Source organism: Paludibacter propionicigenes WB4 (assembly GCF_000183135.1).
Lineage (GTDB): Bacteria > Bacteroidota > Bacteroidia > Bacteroidales > Paludibacteraceae > Paludibacter > Paludibacter propionicigenes.
In genome coordinates, this window is record NC_014734.1 from 325896 (window position 1) to 342645 (window position 16750).

A 16750-nucleotide genomic window follows, 5' to 3' on the forward strand; every position below is an offset into this window, starting at 1 on the left:
TGAAAATTGTTTTTGTTACTAATAAATAGTAGGTTAGACATTATGTTGACTGTGAAAATACAGGGCGCAAAGATACAAAAAGATAATCATAACACAAAAGAAAATGCATCAAAATAATTGATGCATTTCCCTTAGGTATTAAGCTGATATTATCTCGGTTTCTCCGACTCACTCACTTTGCGAAGTGGATCAGAGAAATTTACTGTCTTTAGTCTATATCTTTGATGGATAGATGCTTATTTCTTTGGCTTGTGTTTCAAAGCGCTTTTGATGGCTTCTTCTGCCAGCGGTTCCATAACTTTATAGCCTTCTACAGTGCAATGAACGCCGTCATAGGTAAGTTCCTTTTTTAATCCATGACGTTCATCGGCCATTGGAGTGAAATAATCCAGGTATGTGAAACCTTTTCTTTCGCAGTAACTTTTTATCCAGGCGTTAAGTGTAACGATTTTTTCGGCAGGTTCCATGCCCGGTTTCCACGGATAGTCAAACGCAGGAAGTACTGATGATAATACAACGCGTATTCCATTATCATTTGCCAGTTCGGCCATAGAGGCTAAATTGTCTTCAATCATTTCGAGAGTTGATGGTCCGGTGTTTCCTGCAATATCGTTGGTTCCGGCAAGTATTACCACCACTTTGGGCTGTAGTGCAATTACGTCCTGACGAAATCTAACAAGCATTTGTGGAGTAGTTTGTCCGCTTATACCACGGTTTATGTACGGGTTTTTCGTGAAAAAATCAGGACGAGCTTCTTTCCAGCCCTGTGTAATGGAATTGCCCATAAAAACTACACGCTTTTCTTTTTTAGAAGGAGCACCCAGTAATGCATTTTCAGCGCGAAAGCGGTTTAAATTAGGCCAATCCTGAGCTTGAAGCTCCATACCGGAGAATAATAGTGTCCCCATAAAAAGGCATTTGATTAGAAAGGTTGATTTCATTTGTTTCTTAATTTAATGTTGTTTTCAGACTTCAAATGTAGCGAAAAAAACTAATAATGCTGTGGCTTTTACAAAAAAAGAGCCAACCTTTTACGGTTAGCTCTTTGAAAAAACATGTTTTGATTTTGAACTTAGTAAATTTGTTCGCCAAGTGCGATCTTCAGTTTTAAGAAATTAATAGAGTATTCAATTTTTGTTTTTAGTAATGCCAGTTTGCTTTCTGCCACAGCCGTTGAGCTGTCGAGCAAATCAAGATTGGTAATAACTCCGGCTTTAAAGTTGGTGTCTGCTAATGAATAAGCTTGTTCTGCTTGCTCAAGTTGTAATTCGGATTGGTTGACTTTTTTTAATGCCGTTTCAGTATTCGATTTACTTTCAATTACCTCGTTTATAATAGCTCTTCGGGTCAGTTCGGTGTCTTGTAGGTTACTTTTAATCTCGGACTGCGCCTGAATTCTGTTATATTTTGTACGATTGGCATCGAAAATCGGTACCTTCAGTCCAATTCCAACAACATAATTCAATTTACCTACATCCTGATATTTGTTATTGAAGTACCCGTTTTTAATGCCGCCTGTACCGTTGAAATTTAAGGTTGGATTGTTTTGTGCATTTACAATTTTCAGATGTGTATCAGTCAATATGTTCTTCTGACGGGCAATTTTCATCTCACTTCTGTGATTGATGGCAAAGTTGTACAACGAGTCATTCGCAGCTATAATTTGAGGGCTAAGCAGACTTTTCTTCACTGTAAGTTTAGTGTCTTGCTGTTTCCCCAAAAATGAGTTTAGTTGGCTCAGTTGAATTTGCAGAGTGTTTAATAAATCGGTTTTCTGATTCTCAATTGTAGAGATTCGAACTTTCGTAGTCAGAATCTCATAATTTGTAGCCGACCCGGTAGCAGCCTTTTTTTGAACAAACTGCAAATGGACATTCAACGTGTTTAGTTCTTCTTCTTTGATTTTCAGAGCTTCCTGAACAAAAACTATGGAGTAGTAGTTTCCAACCAGCATACCTGAAAGTTTTTGCTTCAGTTGATCTACCGATAATCCGACCAATTCTTTATTTTGTTTTGCGAAGGCTATGTTTTTATCGGTTTTACCAAAGTCGTAAATAGTCTGACTTATATTTATTGCGGCAGAATAACTGTCGGGTGGATACAAGTGAAATGACCCCAAACCTGGCATCGTCAGTGATGTGGTTGGTCCAAGAAGTGCAAAAGAGCCAGCCAGATTTACATCGGGCAGGTAGGCGGTTTTAGCCAATCCTATTCTGGCATCTGACGATTCAATGTCTGATTGAGCCTTCTTTATTGAAGGATAGTTGTATATCACTTCGTTGAGAATCTGAGATAAACTCAATGAATCTCCTGAAATTTTACTTGCACTTTGTCCGTGGGCAACTAATGCCGGAAGCAGAAGTAAAATTACTGTTAGTTTAATTATTGATTTCATGTGAAAATAATTGTTTTTTAAAAGTCACATGGAACTTGCATGGCAGATTTTCATTTTTCTTTCATGAAACTCATAGTTCATGCCTGTTTCATTTTATACGTGTTTGTTTGTAAAATGCTTAATTCTAGTAGTCTATTCCATCATTGCTACATGTTCACTTTCTATAGGTGCTGAACCTTTCTTTTTGGATTTGAGCAATAAGATAGGAATGAAACCAAGTATGGAGATAAACGCCGCAATCAGAAAGTCGTCGTTAATGCCCTGTATGTAGGCTTGCGAACTTACGTTCGACATTAATAGGCTCTGACCTTGTTTTAGCGCAGTGCTAAATGAGCCTCCGCCATGTTGCTGAATGTAATAAGCCATGTTCTTTGTAATGGTCTTAAACGATTCTGAACCAGACAGCACCGAGCCTCCATACATTTGGGCATGAAAGTTTACACGGGCAGTCAAAATTGTAGATAACAGCGCCACACCAAGACTACCTCCGATTTGACGAATGGTATTCATAATTCCCGAAGCCTGCGCCATTTTCTCACGTGGAATAGTAAGCAAAGACAAAGTGCTCAATGGTGTAAAAATCAGCCCCATGCCTAATCCTCTAAGATACAGTGATGTCATGATGTAATCATGTTCGGTGAACAACGACAATTCTGAATTAAGGAAGAAACTTACAACCAATAGACCTACTCCGGCAATGATTGGCACTTTGGGATTTACTTTATCTGAGAACCAACCTGAAATAGGGGAGAAGAGTCCCTGAATTATACCTACCGGTAGAAAAACGGCTCCCGACTGCAAGGCCGTATATCCCAGCGAATTTTGTAAGAAAAGCGGCAGTAAAAATGTGCTACCGAACATTCCGATACTAAATACAAACATCAGCAAATTACTCATAGCAAAGTTGCGGTCTTTCAACAGACGCAAATCAAGCAACGGGTACTTTGTTGTAAGTTCGCGGGTTAAGAATACTGTAAATGCTATTCCTGAAATTGCAAAACAGGCCAGAATGTAAGGAGCGGTCCAACCTGCTGAATTTGTTTGTGCATTTCCCTCTGACAGTGCATAAAGTAATACAGGCAAGAAAATGATGACGGATATAAAACCTATATAATCGAACTTACGGGCATTCTTGCTTACAAATTCACGCTGTATAAGTATGGTAAACAGAAGAGCCAGAATTCCTACAGGAACATTTACGTCAAAGATTAATTGCCACGAGAAATTATCTACCAGATAACCTCCGATAAGCGGTCCGAAAGAAACGGATGCTGCCGCGGCAATTGCCCAGAACCCGAGCGCCACACCACGTTGTTTAAGCGGAAATTCGCGGGTAATAATGGCCATACCAAGTGGTTGAACAGTTCCTGCACCAATTCCCTGAATAACGCGTGAAATTATCAGTGTACTTTCGTCATTAGACAAACCGCAGAGCAAAGAACCTAAAGTAAAGAGAAATAATCCCCAAAAATAAACTCTTTTGTACCCGAATTTGTCGGCCAGCCATCCTGAAGTCGGAAGCATTGCTGCCATTGAAAGCATGTAAGCTGTGATCACCCATTGTATGGTCGATAACCCTACTCCGAATGATGACATGATTTTAGGTAAGCTTACATTCACAATGGTGCTGTCTAATACCACCATAAATGTCCCCACCATGATGTTGGCTAATACAAACCACTTGTATGTAGGGCTTTTCGGGTGATATATAGAGCTATTGCTTCTGAGTTTACGGCGTAGTCTATGTGTATTTGATATTTTACGCATTCTTATTTTATGATTTTAACTACAGCTGACATGCCGGTTAAAAGTTTAAACGATGAAAGTTGTTTTTGACCTTCAGTTCCATCAATTGAAATTTTTATAGCAACACGTTGGGTAACTTTAGTAAAGTTGCCTGATGCATTATTGGGTGGAATTAATGAAAATTGAGAAGCTGTAGTTGAGCCTACTGTAAATACTTTTCCTGTAAATACGACGTCAGGATAGGTGTCCAATGTAAACTTGGCCTTTTGTCCTACGTGCAATGTTTCCATTTTTGTTTCTTCCAGATAGACCAGAATCCAGAACTTGCTATTGTTGTTTATGGTGTAGATAGATTGACTTGGTTGAGCAATATCACCTGCCAGTAACCAACGTTTTGCAACAACACCGCTTACCGGAGCGTAAAGGCGAGTATTGCTCAATTGAGTTGAGATTACACCAATCTGAGCTTGTGCACTGGCAATGGCTGTTTCGGCACTCTTGATTTGTGTTTTAGAAACAAGTAACTGAGCTTTAGCAGCATCTAGTTGTGCTTGTGCTGTTTCCTGTGTTTTTAAAGAATGTTCGTATTGTTCTTTGGTGGTGACACCTCCCGAATATTGCGCTTTTGAGCGGGCAAAGTCTTCTTTTGCTTTCTCAAGTGCAATTTCAAGCACCTTAATGTTCTTCTGGTCAAATTGATATTTGGCTTCAGTTTGTACTTTATTGGCTTCAGTTTGTACTTTTGAAGCTAAAACCTGTTGTTTCTGAGCCAGCAGATCTACGCTGTCAATTTCGGCCAGCAATTGTCCTTCCTTCACCGAATCACCTTCTTCAACGTATTGTTTGCTTATACGACCCATGATTTTCGGACTAACCGAAACATTGTCTGATGCTACCACAGCATCATCAGTCTTAATATAGCTAGCATAATCTATGTACCAATAGATTGAACCAATAACCACCAGTAAAATAACCGCACCCAGCGGAATGTAAATTTTCCAGTCTTTTTTCTTTTTCATATACCTAAATTTGATTTTAATTGTATTAATATATTATTTTATTTTACAGCAAGATGAGTCGGTTTTATTATCAACAAAAATTTCCATGAGGATTTCTTTTAAATGTTGCGATGCTTGTGCTAGAATTTTTATTTTTTCTTCATCAAGTAGTTCCAGTCTCACTCTCATTTCCTGACTTATTTCTTGCTTTATGACATTGAAATCTTCAGTGCCTTTTGGGGTTACCTGCACATAGACCAGTCGACGGTCTTTCGGATCGAAAAGGCGTTCCACCATTTCTTCCAGAATCAGTTTGTCAACTAAGGCAGTAATATGTGGTTTTGGCATCGATAGCTTACAACCAATTTCTGACATTGATAATTTGCCATGTCGTGTTAGAATACCCAATACGTATAGAGATCCGGGGTTAAGATTTGTTTTAGATCGGATGGATCTTGTAAAACTCTTTGTTAGAAGTGGATGTATCGAAATTAAGTTTTCAATAACTGAATCAATTGAAATAATATTATCCGGCATTTTGTTTTGTTTTGATAATGGTTACAAAAGTATAACTATTTTCTGGATGTAATTGTTCACTTTGCAATGTTTAACGTAAATGTAACATTTATCAATAGACAAAATTACAGATTATGAACATATTCTAACAAGTAAAAATCGATGAACGAAGGATTATCGCCTTTGAATTATGAAAATAGCAAGTCAGAGTAAATATAAAAACAAACTTTTAGAAACTCTAATTTTAAACTTTCAGAAAAACAGCGTCATTAAAGATGCAGATTTATCCGAATCGTATCGAAATAAATCAACCTCACGGTGTTTCTCCGAAAAATAAGTTAGAAACATTTCATTTTTTTCTATCTTTGCAACTCAAAATTTAAAAACCATTTGTAAGGTTCAAAAAACGTATGATTAAAGTAACATTCCCCGACGGTTCGGTTCGCGAATTTGCCAAAGGCATAACCGGACTGCAACTAGCTGAAAGTATCAGCTCCCGACTGGCACAAGAAGTGCTTGCTATCACAGTAAATGATGAAATTTGGGACTTAACCCGCCCTATCGAAACCGATGCAGCCATTAAATTGCATAAATGGGATGATGAAGAAGCCAAGCATGCATTTTGGCATTCATCTGCTCACCTTATGGCCGAAGCCCTTCAGGAATTGTATCCGGGCATTAAGTTCGGTATTGGTCCGGCTATCGAAAACGGTTTCTACTACGATGTAGATCCGGGTGAAGTTTCCATTAAAGAAGGTGATTTACCTGTCATTGAAGCTAAAATGCTGGAACTAGCCCAGCGTAAAGAGGCTATTGTTCGTAGCGATATTAGTAAAGCTGATGCACTGAAACGCTTTGGTGATATTGGCGAAGTATATAAAACAGAAATGATTGAAGCGTTGGAAGACGGCAAAATTACACTCTATACACAAGGTAATTTTACAGATCTTTGTCGTGGACCTCACTTACCGAATACAGGCGATATTAAAGCTATCAAGGTGCTTAGCGTAGCAGGTGCTTACTGGCGTGGTGACGAAAAACGTAAGATGTTGACTCGTTTGTACGGTATTACTTTCCCAAAAAAGAAAATGCTCGATGAGTATTTGGTTTTGTTGGAAGAAGCTAAGAAACGTGACCACCGTAAGATTGGTAAAGAGCTGGAATTGTTTATGTTCTCCGAAATGGTTGGCAAGGGGCTTCCCATGTGGTTACCACGTGGAACAGCGTTGCGCTTGCGTTTGGAAGATTTCTTAAAGAAGATCCAACGCCGTTTCGATTACCAACAGGTAATGACTCCGCATATCGGAAACAAACAACTGTATGTGACTTCCGGTCACTATGCGAAATACGGAAAAGATTCATTCCAACCGATACATACACCCGAAGAAGGTGAAGAATACCTGTTGAAACCAATGAACTGTCCGCATCACTGCGAAATTTATAAATTCAAACCTCGTTCTTACAAAGAATTACCTGTTCGCTTGGCCGAATTTGGTACGGTTTATCGCTATGAACAAAGCGGTGAGCTACACGGACTGACTCGTGTACGAAGCTTTACACAGGATGATGCGCATATCTTCTGTCGTCCCGATCAGGTGAAAGATGAGTTCTTGAAAGTAATGGATATTATCTTTATTATTTTCAATGCATTGGAGTTTGAAAACTTTGAAGCTCAGATTTCGTTACGCGATCCAAATAACCGCGAAAAATACATAGGTTCAGACGAGAACTGGGAAAAAGCCGAACAATCCATTATTGAGGCTTGTGCCGAAAAAGGATTGAAAGCCCGTGTTGAAACCGGCGAAGCTGCTTTTTACGGTCCGAAACTTGACTTTATGGTTCGCGATGCCATCGGACGTAAGTGGCAGCTGGGAACTATTCAGGTGGATTATAACCTGCCCGAACGTTTCGAACTGGAATATACCGGCGAAGATAATCAGAAACATCGTCCGGTAATGATTCACCGTGCACCGTTTGGCTCTATGGAACGTTTTGTGGCTGTACTGATAGAACATACTGCCGGGAAATTCCCGTTGTGGTTGACTCCTGATCAGGTAGTGATATTGCCAATCAGCGAAAAATTCAACGATTATGCATTCCAAATTGCGAAGGAAATGAACGCTCAGGATATTCGTGTGCAGGTGGATGATCGTAACGAAAAGATTGGTCGTAAAATCCGTGATAACGAATTGAAACGTATCCCTTATATGTTGATTGTAGGCGAAAAAGAAGCTGAAAATGGGGAAGTGTCAGTACGCCGTCAGGGTGAAGGTGACAAAGGAACCATGAAGGTAGCCGATTTCTCTAAACTTATACTTGATGAAGTGGATAGCTTGGTGAATCAATACAATAAATAATGCACAATTCGTAATGCATAATTCATAATAAAAAAACGCGAACTGAATTTAATTCGGCTCGCGTTTTTAGTATATGTGTGTTGGATTTACTTTCCTCCTAAAATACCACCAAGTGTTGATTTTATTTTATTGGCAGTTGAATCTTTAACTCCAAATGATGTTTTGTTTAATTTGTCTTTGGCTACTTTAGTAAGCGTGTCCTTAACGGCTGTGTAAACCGATTTAATTATCGAGTCTTCTTTTTTTACGGTAGCAACTGTGTCTTTCACTGCAATTTTTACGGTGTCTTTCGCAACTACAGCTTTTTTAGTCGTAGTTTTTGCTTTAGCTGTTGTGGTTTTTCCTTTAGCCTTTGTGGCAGTAGTAGTTGTTTTTACTGTCTTTTTTGTAGGAGTTGCAGCTAATGCGCTTTCGGCAAAAATGGTTGCAGATAAGCACACCATCATTAAAACAAAGAGTCTTTTCATTATTCTATTCGTTAATTTGTTACAGACAATCTACATGCTGATTGCCATTTTATTTTTTTTGCATATCGGTACCAGCATGCGTATACCGTCATTACTTAGCCAGGTCAATTCGCTTAACCTAAAATTTGTTTTGTGCAAAAATATGAAAAAATTGTTTTAGTTGGTTCTATTTGTTTAATTAGTGATAAAATATTCTTGCAGAATAATCTCAAACAGTTTTATTGTTATTGGAAGTTCGGCCTTAATGTTACCAAAAAAAAGTGCGAACCACATACAGTTGGTTCGCACTTTATACAGAAACTGAGTTAAGGTATTATTTTTTCTGTGACTTGATACTGCAACCTATAGCAACGGTTGTGCTTTGGGCAATGGGTTTGTTTGTAAGCAAGGCATCAACAGCTGCTTCTACATATTTTTGACTTACATCAGCAGGGTTAGAATAGTTATTATCTATAGCCCCAATGTATCTTACGATATTTTTTCCGTTTTCTTTATTCAGCACAAATACGTGCGGAGTTTTTGTAGCTCCAAATAATGGATAGATTTTCTGACCATCGTCAAATAAATACGGGAATGTAAATCCTTTTTCTTTGGCTCGTACCTGCATCGCTTCAAAACTGTCTGATGGTTCTGCTTTCGGATCGTTTGGATTAATAGCAATCACCGGATAACCCAAGTGTGCATACTTTTTATTCAGGGCTATTATTCTGTCTTCATACGCTTTAGCATACGGACAATGATTGCAGGTAAATACGACAATAAATCCTTTGGCTGAAGTGTAGTTAGCTAGTGATACTGTTTTGTTATCAATGTTTTTTAATTTGAAGTCTGCGGCACTATCACCGATTTTATATCCTTTTTCTGCCGCAACTTTTGTCTGACCGGCCATGAGTAGTAACGAAAATATAATTAATCCTATCTTTTTCATATTGTTTGTTGTTTTATAAGTATTTGTTAATGATTTGTTCCAGTTCTTTTTTGTTTAATTGACTTTCAATAAATTCTAATTTCTTTCCATTTTTGTAGAATACGGTTGCCGGAATGGCACCACTCCAGCTTTTATCAATAGCCGGTATCCATTCGTTCATACGCTTGTTGTCGTCGAGCAGATAGACATCCGCATCAATTTTGTTTTTAATCAGAAAGGGTCGTACAAGCGTTTTTGCATCCTTTGCCATGTCCAGACTTATCAGTATCATTTTGAAATGCTGATTACTGCGGTTTGCTTTATTTACTTCCATAAATTCCGGTAACTCCAATACACAAGGCCTACACCATGTAGCCCAGAAATTGACCACATACAGTTTGTCATCGTTCTTATTCAGAACTTTTTCTAAGTCCTCAAAGCGGACAATCTTTACCTGATATCCGCTACTTACCTTTTGTTGAGCAAAACCGTCAAGCGTAATTATTGTCAGTAAAACAATGATATAGTATTTCATGTTGTTTTTCTTTCTCAAACATACAGTTTCAACTGTTTGTTTGCTTACAACGATAGATAATAACCTTTACCGACGGTATTTTAAGTACAATTTGGAATTTTGGCTGCAAAATTTGCTTTTGTTTGTTTAATGCAGTCGGAATAAAATAAGTAAGCGGAATAATATAATGTCGTATTATTAAAAGATAATGGAACGCTGATTTTGCTGATTGAGCGGACTTGCCTGCGGCAGGCAGGTAAAAACGGATGATAATTAAACGGATTTAAACCTGATTTTAGTAATGCAAGCATGACATATAAGAGGTTAAACTATTGAAAATCATCTCGACTTGTCGAGATTAAAATCCGTATTAAAATCCGCTATATCAGCGTTTATCCGCGCCTGCCTGCGGTAGGCAGGTTCTAATCTTTTCCCATTTCTATATTTACTTATACGACATTATATTTATCTAAGAACTTAGTTCAAGAGAGGGATAGTGCTATAGTTCTTTTGCCAAAGTAAGTAATTTAGTGGTGGTGCTATGGTTGCGGGCAGTGGCGAAAATCTTTAGTTTCTTTTCGAAAAATAAGTTGGTTAGTTTGGTGTTGCCATATCCTGAAGCACAATATACGTATATGACTTTATCTCCGAAAGAGAATTCATCAGGAGTATAATCTGCCGGAATAATGTTTTTCAAAAGGCTTTGATCTGGTTTTGCCTGCAGAAAAATATAATAGCTATTTTCGGGATTTTTCTCCGGGGCTGAACTAAACTCATTGTTTGTCAGTATTTCTTCAAGCTCTTTTACCGTAATAATCACTACCTGAACATCAAATCCGAAAGTGGAGAGAATTTGTTTTGATATCTTGTTTGAAAGCCTGATAGAATCAGTTTTATTTGCCCTGAAAATAATATTCCCACTCTGAATATAGCTTTGTACATTCTCAAAGCCCATTTCGGTAAACATTAGACGCAATGCATCCATTTTGATTTTTTTATGCCCTCCCACGTTTATCCCGCGCAGCATAGAAATGTATGTAGTCATTTGGTTTATAAGTGTATTATCTTGTTAAACGTTTTTCATCATCAAAACAATTGATAATGAAATATGTTTTTACACTACCGAATAAATTGAAGCTGTTTACTAAGAGAAATCTTATAATGGATTGATTCATGTTACAATTTGTAATCTGTAAAGAATAATTCATTTTTTTTCTGCTTGAACTTGCTTTTAGGCTAAAAATGTGCGGTTTATTCGGGATTTTTTACGAACTTTGTACCCCAAATATACATATAAAAATTTGAATGAAGACAAACAATGAAAAATGGCAGGGAAATTCGAAAGGTAATTCGAATTCAGGTGCCGGCCGTGATGGTAAACCGTTTGAGAAACGCGATGTGAAATCGATATTGAAAGGCTCTCGTGGAGCAGCAAAATTTAGTTCCGAAAGACCGAATCGTGATGATAACAGGACATCAGGAACATCGGATTACAATAAGAGAGAAGATAACCGCCCTGCATTTGGCGAAAAGAAATCATTTTTCAGCAGTGGTGGAAACGACAGACCAGCTTATGGCGAACGCAAACCATACGAAAACCGCGAAGGTGGTCGCCCTTCATTCGGAGAAAAAAAATCCTTCAGAAGCAGTGGTGATGACCGACCTGCCTACGGTGAACGTAAACCCTATGAAAACCGTGAAGGTGGAAGACCACGATTTACAACTAACAAAAAGCCATGGGAAACAGGAAACTCTACAGGAGAGCGTAAACCTTGGGGCGATAAACCTGCTTACGGTGATCGTAAACCGGGCTTTGGTGGACCTAAAAAACCCTGGGAGAACCGTGATAGTAAACCAAAACCGTGGGAAGACCGTCTTGACAGCAATGGAGAAAAAACATACGGAAGAAGTTATAACAGACCTTCGGAAGATGAACCACGTACAGGCAAATTGAGTTTCAAAAAGCCGGGTGAAGGTCAGAAATCAGAATTCATAGAAACTCGTTATGATAATAAAAAGGATGGAGTTACATTCCGCAAGCCTTACCGCAAAGCCGATGATAGCTACGATCCAAACTCTAAATACAGTAATAAGAAACAACTGGAATTTAAGAAAACAGTTGTTGACCTTACAAAACCTATCCGCTTAAATAAATTCCTGGCTAATGCAGGAATCTGTTCACGCCGTGAGGCTGATGAATATATCCAGGCTGGAGTAATTTCGGTAAATGGCGAAATTGTAACTGAAATGGGTGTTAAGGTTTTACTCACCGATAAGGTTATGTTCCACGAACAAACTGTACGCTCTGAACGTAAGGTGTATTTATTGCTCAATAAGCCGAAAGACTGTGTTACTACTTCGGAAGATACACATGATCGCTTGACAGTGCTTGATTTAGTGAAAAATGCTTGTAGCGAGCGTATTTATCCTGTGGGTAGACTGGATAGAAACACCACCGGAGTTTTATTGCTGACTAATGATGGCGATTTGGCTTCAAAATTGACTCATCCAAAATACGATAAGAAGAAGATCTATCATGCAACGCTGGACAAACCGCTTGAAAAAGCTGATTTTGAAACTATTTTGGCCGGAGTTCCGCTTGATGATGTAAACATAGCTGCCGATGCACTTGAATTTGTGAAAGAAGGCGATTTGAAACAAGTAGGTATTGAAATTCACTCCGGACAGAACCGTGTAGTTCGTCGTATTTTCGAAAAGCTTGGATATAAAATCATTCGTCTGGATCGCGTATACTTTGCCGGTCTGACTAAAAAACAACTTCCACGTGGAAAATATCGTTTCCTTAGCGAAAGAGAAGTAAGCATGCTTAAAATGGGTGCTCACGAGTAGTCAACGATATATTTCGTATTAGAATAAAGAAAAATCCTCTGCAACTTTTGCAGAGGATTTTTTGTTATAGAACAATAACCTGTATAAACCATATATTATTAGGAATTTGTCTTCAGATATACGTATGAAAAAAATTGTTATAGCCGGAGGAACAGGATTTATAGGAACTTATATTGCCGAACGTTTTCAGAAAGCGGGGTATAATGTGCAGATAGTGTCACGAAATCCTGAACATATTTCATGGAATCCTATTGGGTTGACAGAGGCTTTAGAAGGTGCTGAGGCAGTTATTAATCTTGCAGGTAAATCAATCAGTTGTTTATACACTGAGGAGAATAGAAAAGCGATTATCGAATCGCGTATAAATACCACACTTTGGTTGGGTAATGCGTTACTGGCCTGCATAAAACCGCCGAAGGTTTGGATTAATGCCAGTGCTACCGGAATCTACAAACCATCATTCGATCATTTGATGACGGAGGAAGAAACTGAATCCGGAAATGATTTTCTGGCCGAAGTAGTGAAACATTGGGAAAAGACATTTTTCGCGTTTCAGTTGTCTGATACACGCCAGATAGCTCTGCGTACCTCTGTTGTGTTAGGCAAGGGTGGGGGAGCATTACAACCGCTTGTAACCCTTACCCGCTTGTGGTTAGGCGGAAAACAGGGTGATGGAAGGCAAATCATGAGTTGGATTCATGAGGAAGATTATTTTCAGATATTACAGTTTCTGATAGCTAGCAAAAATATGCATGGAGTGATAAACTGTACTTCACCTCAACCGATCCCTAATCGGGGGTTTATGGAGCAGATACGGAATTGTCTTCGTGTACCCATTGGAATCTCTGCACCCGAGTTTGCAGTGAAAATAGGAGCCAGGCTCCGAGGCATTGAACCCGATCTGGTTCTCAATAGTGTCAATGTGTACCCCAAAAGGCTTTTGGACGAAGGTTTCCGGTTTGCATATCCTGACGTTGCTAAGGCGCTGAAAGATTTGCTAAAGTAATAAAAGAAGACCCCTGATAATAATTTATCAGGGGTCTTTTTATAAGAAATGTAGATTAGAAGGTTGGTCTGCCGCCTCCGAAGCCACCGGCTCCACCACCGAATCCACCAGCTGGACGTCCTCCACCCATGCCACCAGGACCTCCGAAACGTTGGAAATCTGCTCCTCCAGGTCCACGTTGATTACCGTTTCCTCCGAAATCAGCAATTTTGTAAGAGAAGCTTACAATAAAGTAAGACGGAAGTGTGTTGAATTTACTGTAGGTGATATAGTTATCGCCAACTGTTTGTCTGAAATTCAATTGTTGGTGAAGAATGTCATTTATTTTGAATGCAACTACACCTTTATTGTTTTTAAATACAGTTTTATCAAATGTAGCATTCCAGATTAATTGTTTTTGGTCTGCTGTTGCATAACCTTGCAACGTTGAATAATTCAAATCTGTACCAATGTTGATATTGTAAGGTAAGTGCAACGTTAAGTTTCCTGAAGCTGTCCAGTCCTTAGTTACTTGTGTGCCTGTATTCAAATTGTTCTTGGTATTTGAGTACCTGAAATTTCCTCTTGCTCCGATTTCCAATATTGTACCAGTATAGGTCAATGAAAGCATTTCGCCTGCACTATAAGCTTTGGTGTCGCTCAAATCACCCAGAATTAAATTGTCTGTGCTAATAGCCTGAGAATTTAAATGTTTAGAATAGCCATAGCGTTGATTTAAACCGAACGAAGTGTTAGTCATAAAGTGCAATGTTTTTGCTAAAATCGGCGTGTTAAACATTACCATTCCCATGATATTAAATGGCATTGAACCGGAGTTGACTGCTTGAGAATATTGTTTTCCGGTGTTGTCATATATACTATTGGTTACAAGCGCATCTTTTGTGGCCTGAAGATTTATGGCTGTGTTGAATGACGAGAATGTCGCGTCATTGAAAGCTGAGTACATAATTCTTAAATTGTGGCTGAAAGAAGGGTTCAGATTGGGATTACCTACTGTTTCGTTCATTATGTTTGAATTATTCTTAACCGGTTGCATCTGATCTATACTTGGCTGAGAAGTTCTTCCCTGATAGTCGGCACGTAAGAAAGTCTTTTTTGTGAAATTGTATTGAAGACGTGCGGTAGGAGCAAAGTTAACTACAGATAATGTAGGTACATCGCGTAGTGTTCCATCACCATAAACTGTATTACTTACCGTTTGCGAAGGCTCTACTCTACCTCCAAAGGTAACATTCCATAGTTTTTCTACGTGCTTGTAGTTCAATTCCAATGATTCTGTATAAAACTGATTGTCGAAGCTATTGCTGTAGATACTGTCTTTAAGCGTGTAATCGCTTGAAAATGGATCTTTCCTGAATTGATTTTTTTCAGAAGTACTGTTAGACAGACTAGCAGATGCAATTGTTTGCAATAAGTTCTTTTCGTTCCAGAGTGGTTCAACAAATGATACATTTAAGTTGAAATTATAACGATCTGAAGTATTCTTAGTGTATTGATTTACTTGCGTAAGTACATTCGCTGTTGTTTTGTTCGATGAGTTGTAACTTTCATTATTACTTGAAGATAAAGAAGATCTGAAATTAACATTCAACGTACGTCCTTTTTTGGATTGCATCTTGCGGTTATAAATAATGTTCAAACCTGCATTGATAGAAGTTCCGTTACCTGTATTGGCCGAATTACCCACAGTAGTAGTGTCATTGCCGGTAAGGTAAGTATAATCACTTGTACTGTTTGAGAATGAGCGATTGTAACGAATACTTGGCTGGAGAACGATAGTAGTAAGACTATCCGGTTTCCATTCACTTTCCAGTCTTAAATTGGCTGCATAGTTCTCCGGAGTAGAATTATTAAATGAATGATTCGTGAAAGTTGAACCTGAAAGGTAGCTGGTGGTGTTATTTTCAGTAATCGACTCGTTGGTAGAGTGATTAAATGAAGCATCTCCACCTAATTTAAATTTTGGACTTAAAGTTGTGTTATTATTCATTCCAAAGTTTTGAGTTTGAGTAAGCCCACCGGATGGACCACCCAATCCGCCTCTGGAGAGTCCGCTACGGCTTGTGTTAGTGTTGTTGGCACCTCCAAGTACAGCAGTTTGCGAATCGCCGTTCATAATACTTATCATAGCGTTAGCATCGTATCGTGCACCGTCGTTTATGTCTAAACCTCCACCTCCGGTAACGCTACCGAATACACCTTTTCTTCTATTGGTTTTAGTGGTTAAGTTGATGATACGTTCTGTGTCATTATCTTCAAAACCTGTCATCAATGCTACATCCGATTTCTGATCTAATACCTGAATTTTTTCAATCATATCGGCTGTCAGGTTCTTGGTAACAGTTTCTACATCTCCATCGAAAAATTTCTTACCATCCACACGGATTTTAGTGATAGATTGTCCGTTTACGGTAATCTTACCATCACTTCCTACCTGCACTCCCGGTAATTTTTTCAATAAATCTTCTACCACGGCGTTTTCTACGGTTTTAAATGCTGTAGCATTGTATTCCATGGTGTCACCTTTTACCACCATTTGGGCTGCGGTACCTTTAACTTCTACTTCTTTAAGCAAGTGAGAATCTTCTCCCAGTTGAATGTTTTTCAGAATGATATCTTTATTTGCCATTGTTACATTTTGACGGCTACTTACATAACCAATCATACTGACAATAAGTGTATAATTTCCGGGTTTTACTTTGCTTAGCATAAAACTCCCGTTGCCGTTTGTCTGAGTGCCTTGTACCAATGCCGAATCAGGAAGATGTAATAATCTTACTGCGCATAATTCTAAAGGCAACGCGTTTTTCGAGTCAAATACCATTGACTGGATGCTGTGCTGGGCAAATCCCAACAGGTTGGTTGAAACAATAACGATAATAATTAATAATAACTTTTTCATAAACGAATTGTATAAATGAATAATCCTTAAAAAACAATTTTCTTTCAATAATTATGATACTATGAATAAAAAGCATCAACAACATACTTGTA

Annotated in this window: 13 protein-coding genes; 3 read left to right on the forward strand and 10 right to left on the reverse strand. The window is 38.5% G+C overall.

Going from position 1 to position 16750, the window contains the following annotated elements:
• Positions 1–236 precede the first annotated feature (236 nt).
• The 5 genes from PALPR_RS01310 to PALPR_RS01330 all read right to left on the reverse strand — a co-directional run bounded on the left by PALPR_RS01310 (position 237) and on the right by PALPR_RS01330 (position 5676).
• Complete coding sequence (locus tag PALPR_RS01310) at positions 237–941, reverse strand: SGNH/GDSL hydrolase family protein (RefSeq protein ID WP_013443792.1); 705 nt, start codon at positions 939–941, stop codon at positions 237–239.
• Positions 942–1072: 131 nt separating this feature from the next.
• A complete protein-coding gene (locus PALPR_RS01315; RefSeq protein WP_013443793.1) occupies positions 1073–2395 on the reverse strand; it encodes a TolC family protein in 1323 nt (440 codons plus the stop codon).
• A 132-nt stretch (positions 2396–2527) separates the two neighbouring features.
• A complete protein-coding gene (locus PALPR_RS01320) occupies positions 2528–4162 on the reverse strand; it encodes a DHA2 family efflux MFS transporter permease subunit (protein WP_013443794.1) in 1635 nt (544 codons plus the stop codon).
• A 2-nt stretch (positions 4163–4164) separates the two neighbouring features.
• Positions 4165–5160: an HlyD family secretion protein gene (locus tag PALPR_RS01325; RefSeq protein WP_013443795.1), complete on the reverse strand. Its 996-nt coding sequence runs from the start codon at positions 5158–5160 to the stop codon at positions 4165–4167.
• Between the two features lie 33 nt (positions 5161–5193).
• The gene (locus PALPR_RS01330; protein ID WP_013443796.1) at positions 5194–5676 is read right to left on the reverse strand and encodes a MarR family winged helix-turn-helix transcriptional regulator; all 483 of its coding nucleotides are present in this window, start codon (positions 5674–5676) and stop codon (positions 5194–5196) included.
• A 389-nt stretch (positions 5677–6065) separates the two neighbouring features.
• On the opposite strand from PALPR_RS01330, the gene thrS reads away from it, so the two are divergent.
• Complete coding sequence (gene thrS / locus PALPR_RS01335; RefSeq protein ID WP_013443798.1) at positions 6066–8012, forward strand: threonine--tRNA ligase; 1947 nt, start codon at positions 6066–6068, stop codon at positions 8010–8012.
• A gap of 86 nt (positions 8013–8098) precedes the next feature.
• Here thrS and PALPR_RS01340 read toward each other — a convergent pair whose 3' ends face one another.
• From PALPR_RS01340 to PALPR_RS01355, 4 genes are all read right to left on the reverse strand, one after another.
• Complete coding sequence (locus tag PALPR_RS01340) at positions 8099–8479, reverse strand: hypothetical protein (RefSeq protein ID WP_013443799.1); 381 nt, start codon at positions 8477–8479, stop codon at positions 8099–8101.
• Positions 8480–8792: 313 nt separating this feature from the next.
• The gene (locus PALPR_RS01345) at positions 8793–9407 is read right to left on the reverse strand and encodes a thioredoxin family protein (RefSeq protein ID WP_013443801.1); all 615 of its coding nucleotides are present in this window, start codon (positions 9405–9407) and stop codon (positions 8793–8795) included.
• Positions 9408–9420: 13 nt separating this feature from the next.
• Positions 9421–9921, reverse strand: coding sequence for a TlpA family protein disulfide reductase (locus PALPR_RS01350; RefSeq protein WP_013443802.1), 501 nt, complete (start codon positions 9919–9921; stop codon positions 9421–9423).
• Positions 9922–10399: 478 nt separating this feature from the next.
• Positions 10400–10945 (reverse strand): DUF1697 domain-containing protein, encoded by a 546-nt coding sequence (locus tag PALPR_RS01355; RefSeq protein WP_013443803.1) that lies wholly within the window; start codon positions 10943–10945, stop codon positions 10400–10402.
• A 260-nt stretch (positions 10946–11205) separates the two neighbouring features.
• On the opposite strand from PALPR_RS01355, the gene PALPR_RS01360 reads away from it, so the two are divergent.
• Positions 11206–12750, forward strand: coding sequence for a pseudouridine synthase (locus tag PALPR_RS01360; RefSeq protein ID WP_013443804.1), 1545 nt, complete (start codon positions 11206–11208; stop codon positions 12748–12750).
• A 124-nt stretch (positions 12751–12874) separates the two neighbouring features.
• The gene (locus PALPR_RS01365; protein ID WP_013443805.1) at positions 12875–13756 is read left to right on the forward strand and encodes a TIGR01777 family oxidoreductase; all 882 of its coding nucleotides are present in this window, start codon (positions 12875–12877) and stop codon (positions 13754–13756) included.
• A 55-nt stretch (positions 13757–13811) separates the two neighbouring features.
• On the opposite strand, the gene PALPR_RS01370 is transcribed toward PALPR_RS01365, so the two are convergent.
• A complete protein-coding gene (locus tag PALPR_RS01370) occupies positions 13812–16658 on the reverse strand; it encodes a TonB-dependent receptor (protein ID WP_013443806.1) in 2847 nt (948 codons plus the stop codon).
• Between the last annotated feature and the right edge of the window lie 92 nt (positions 16659–16750).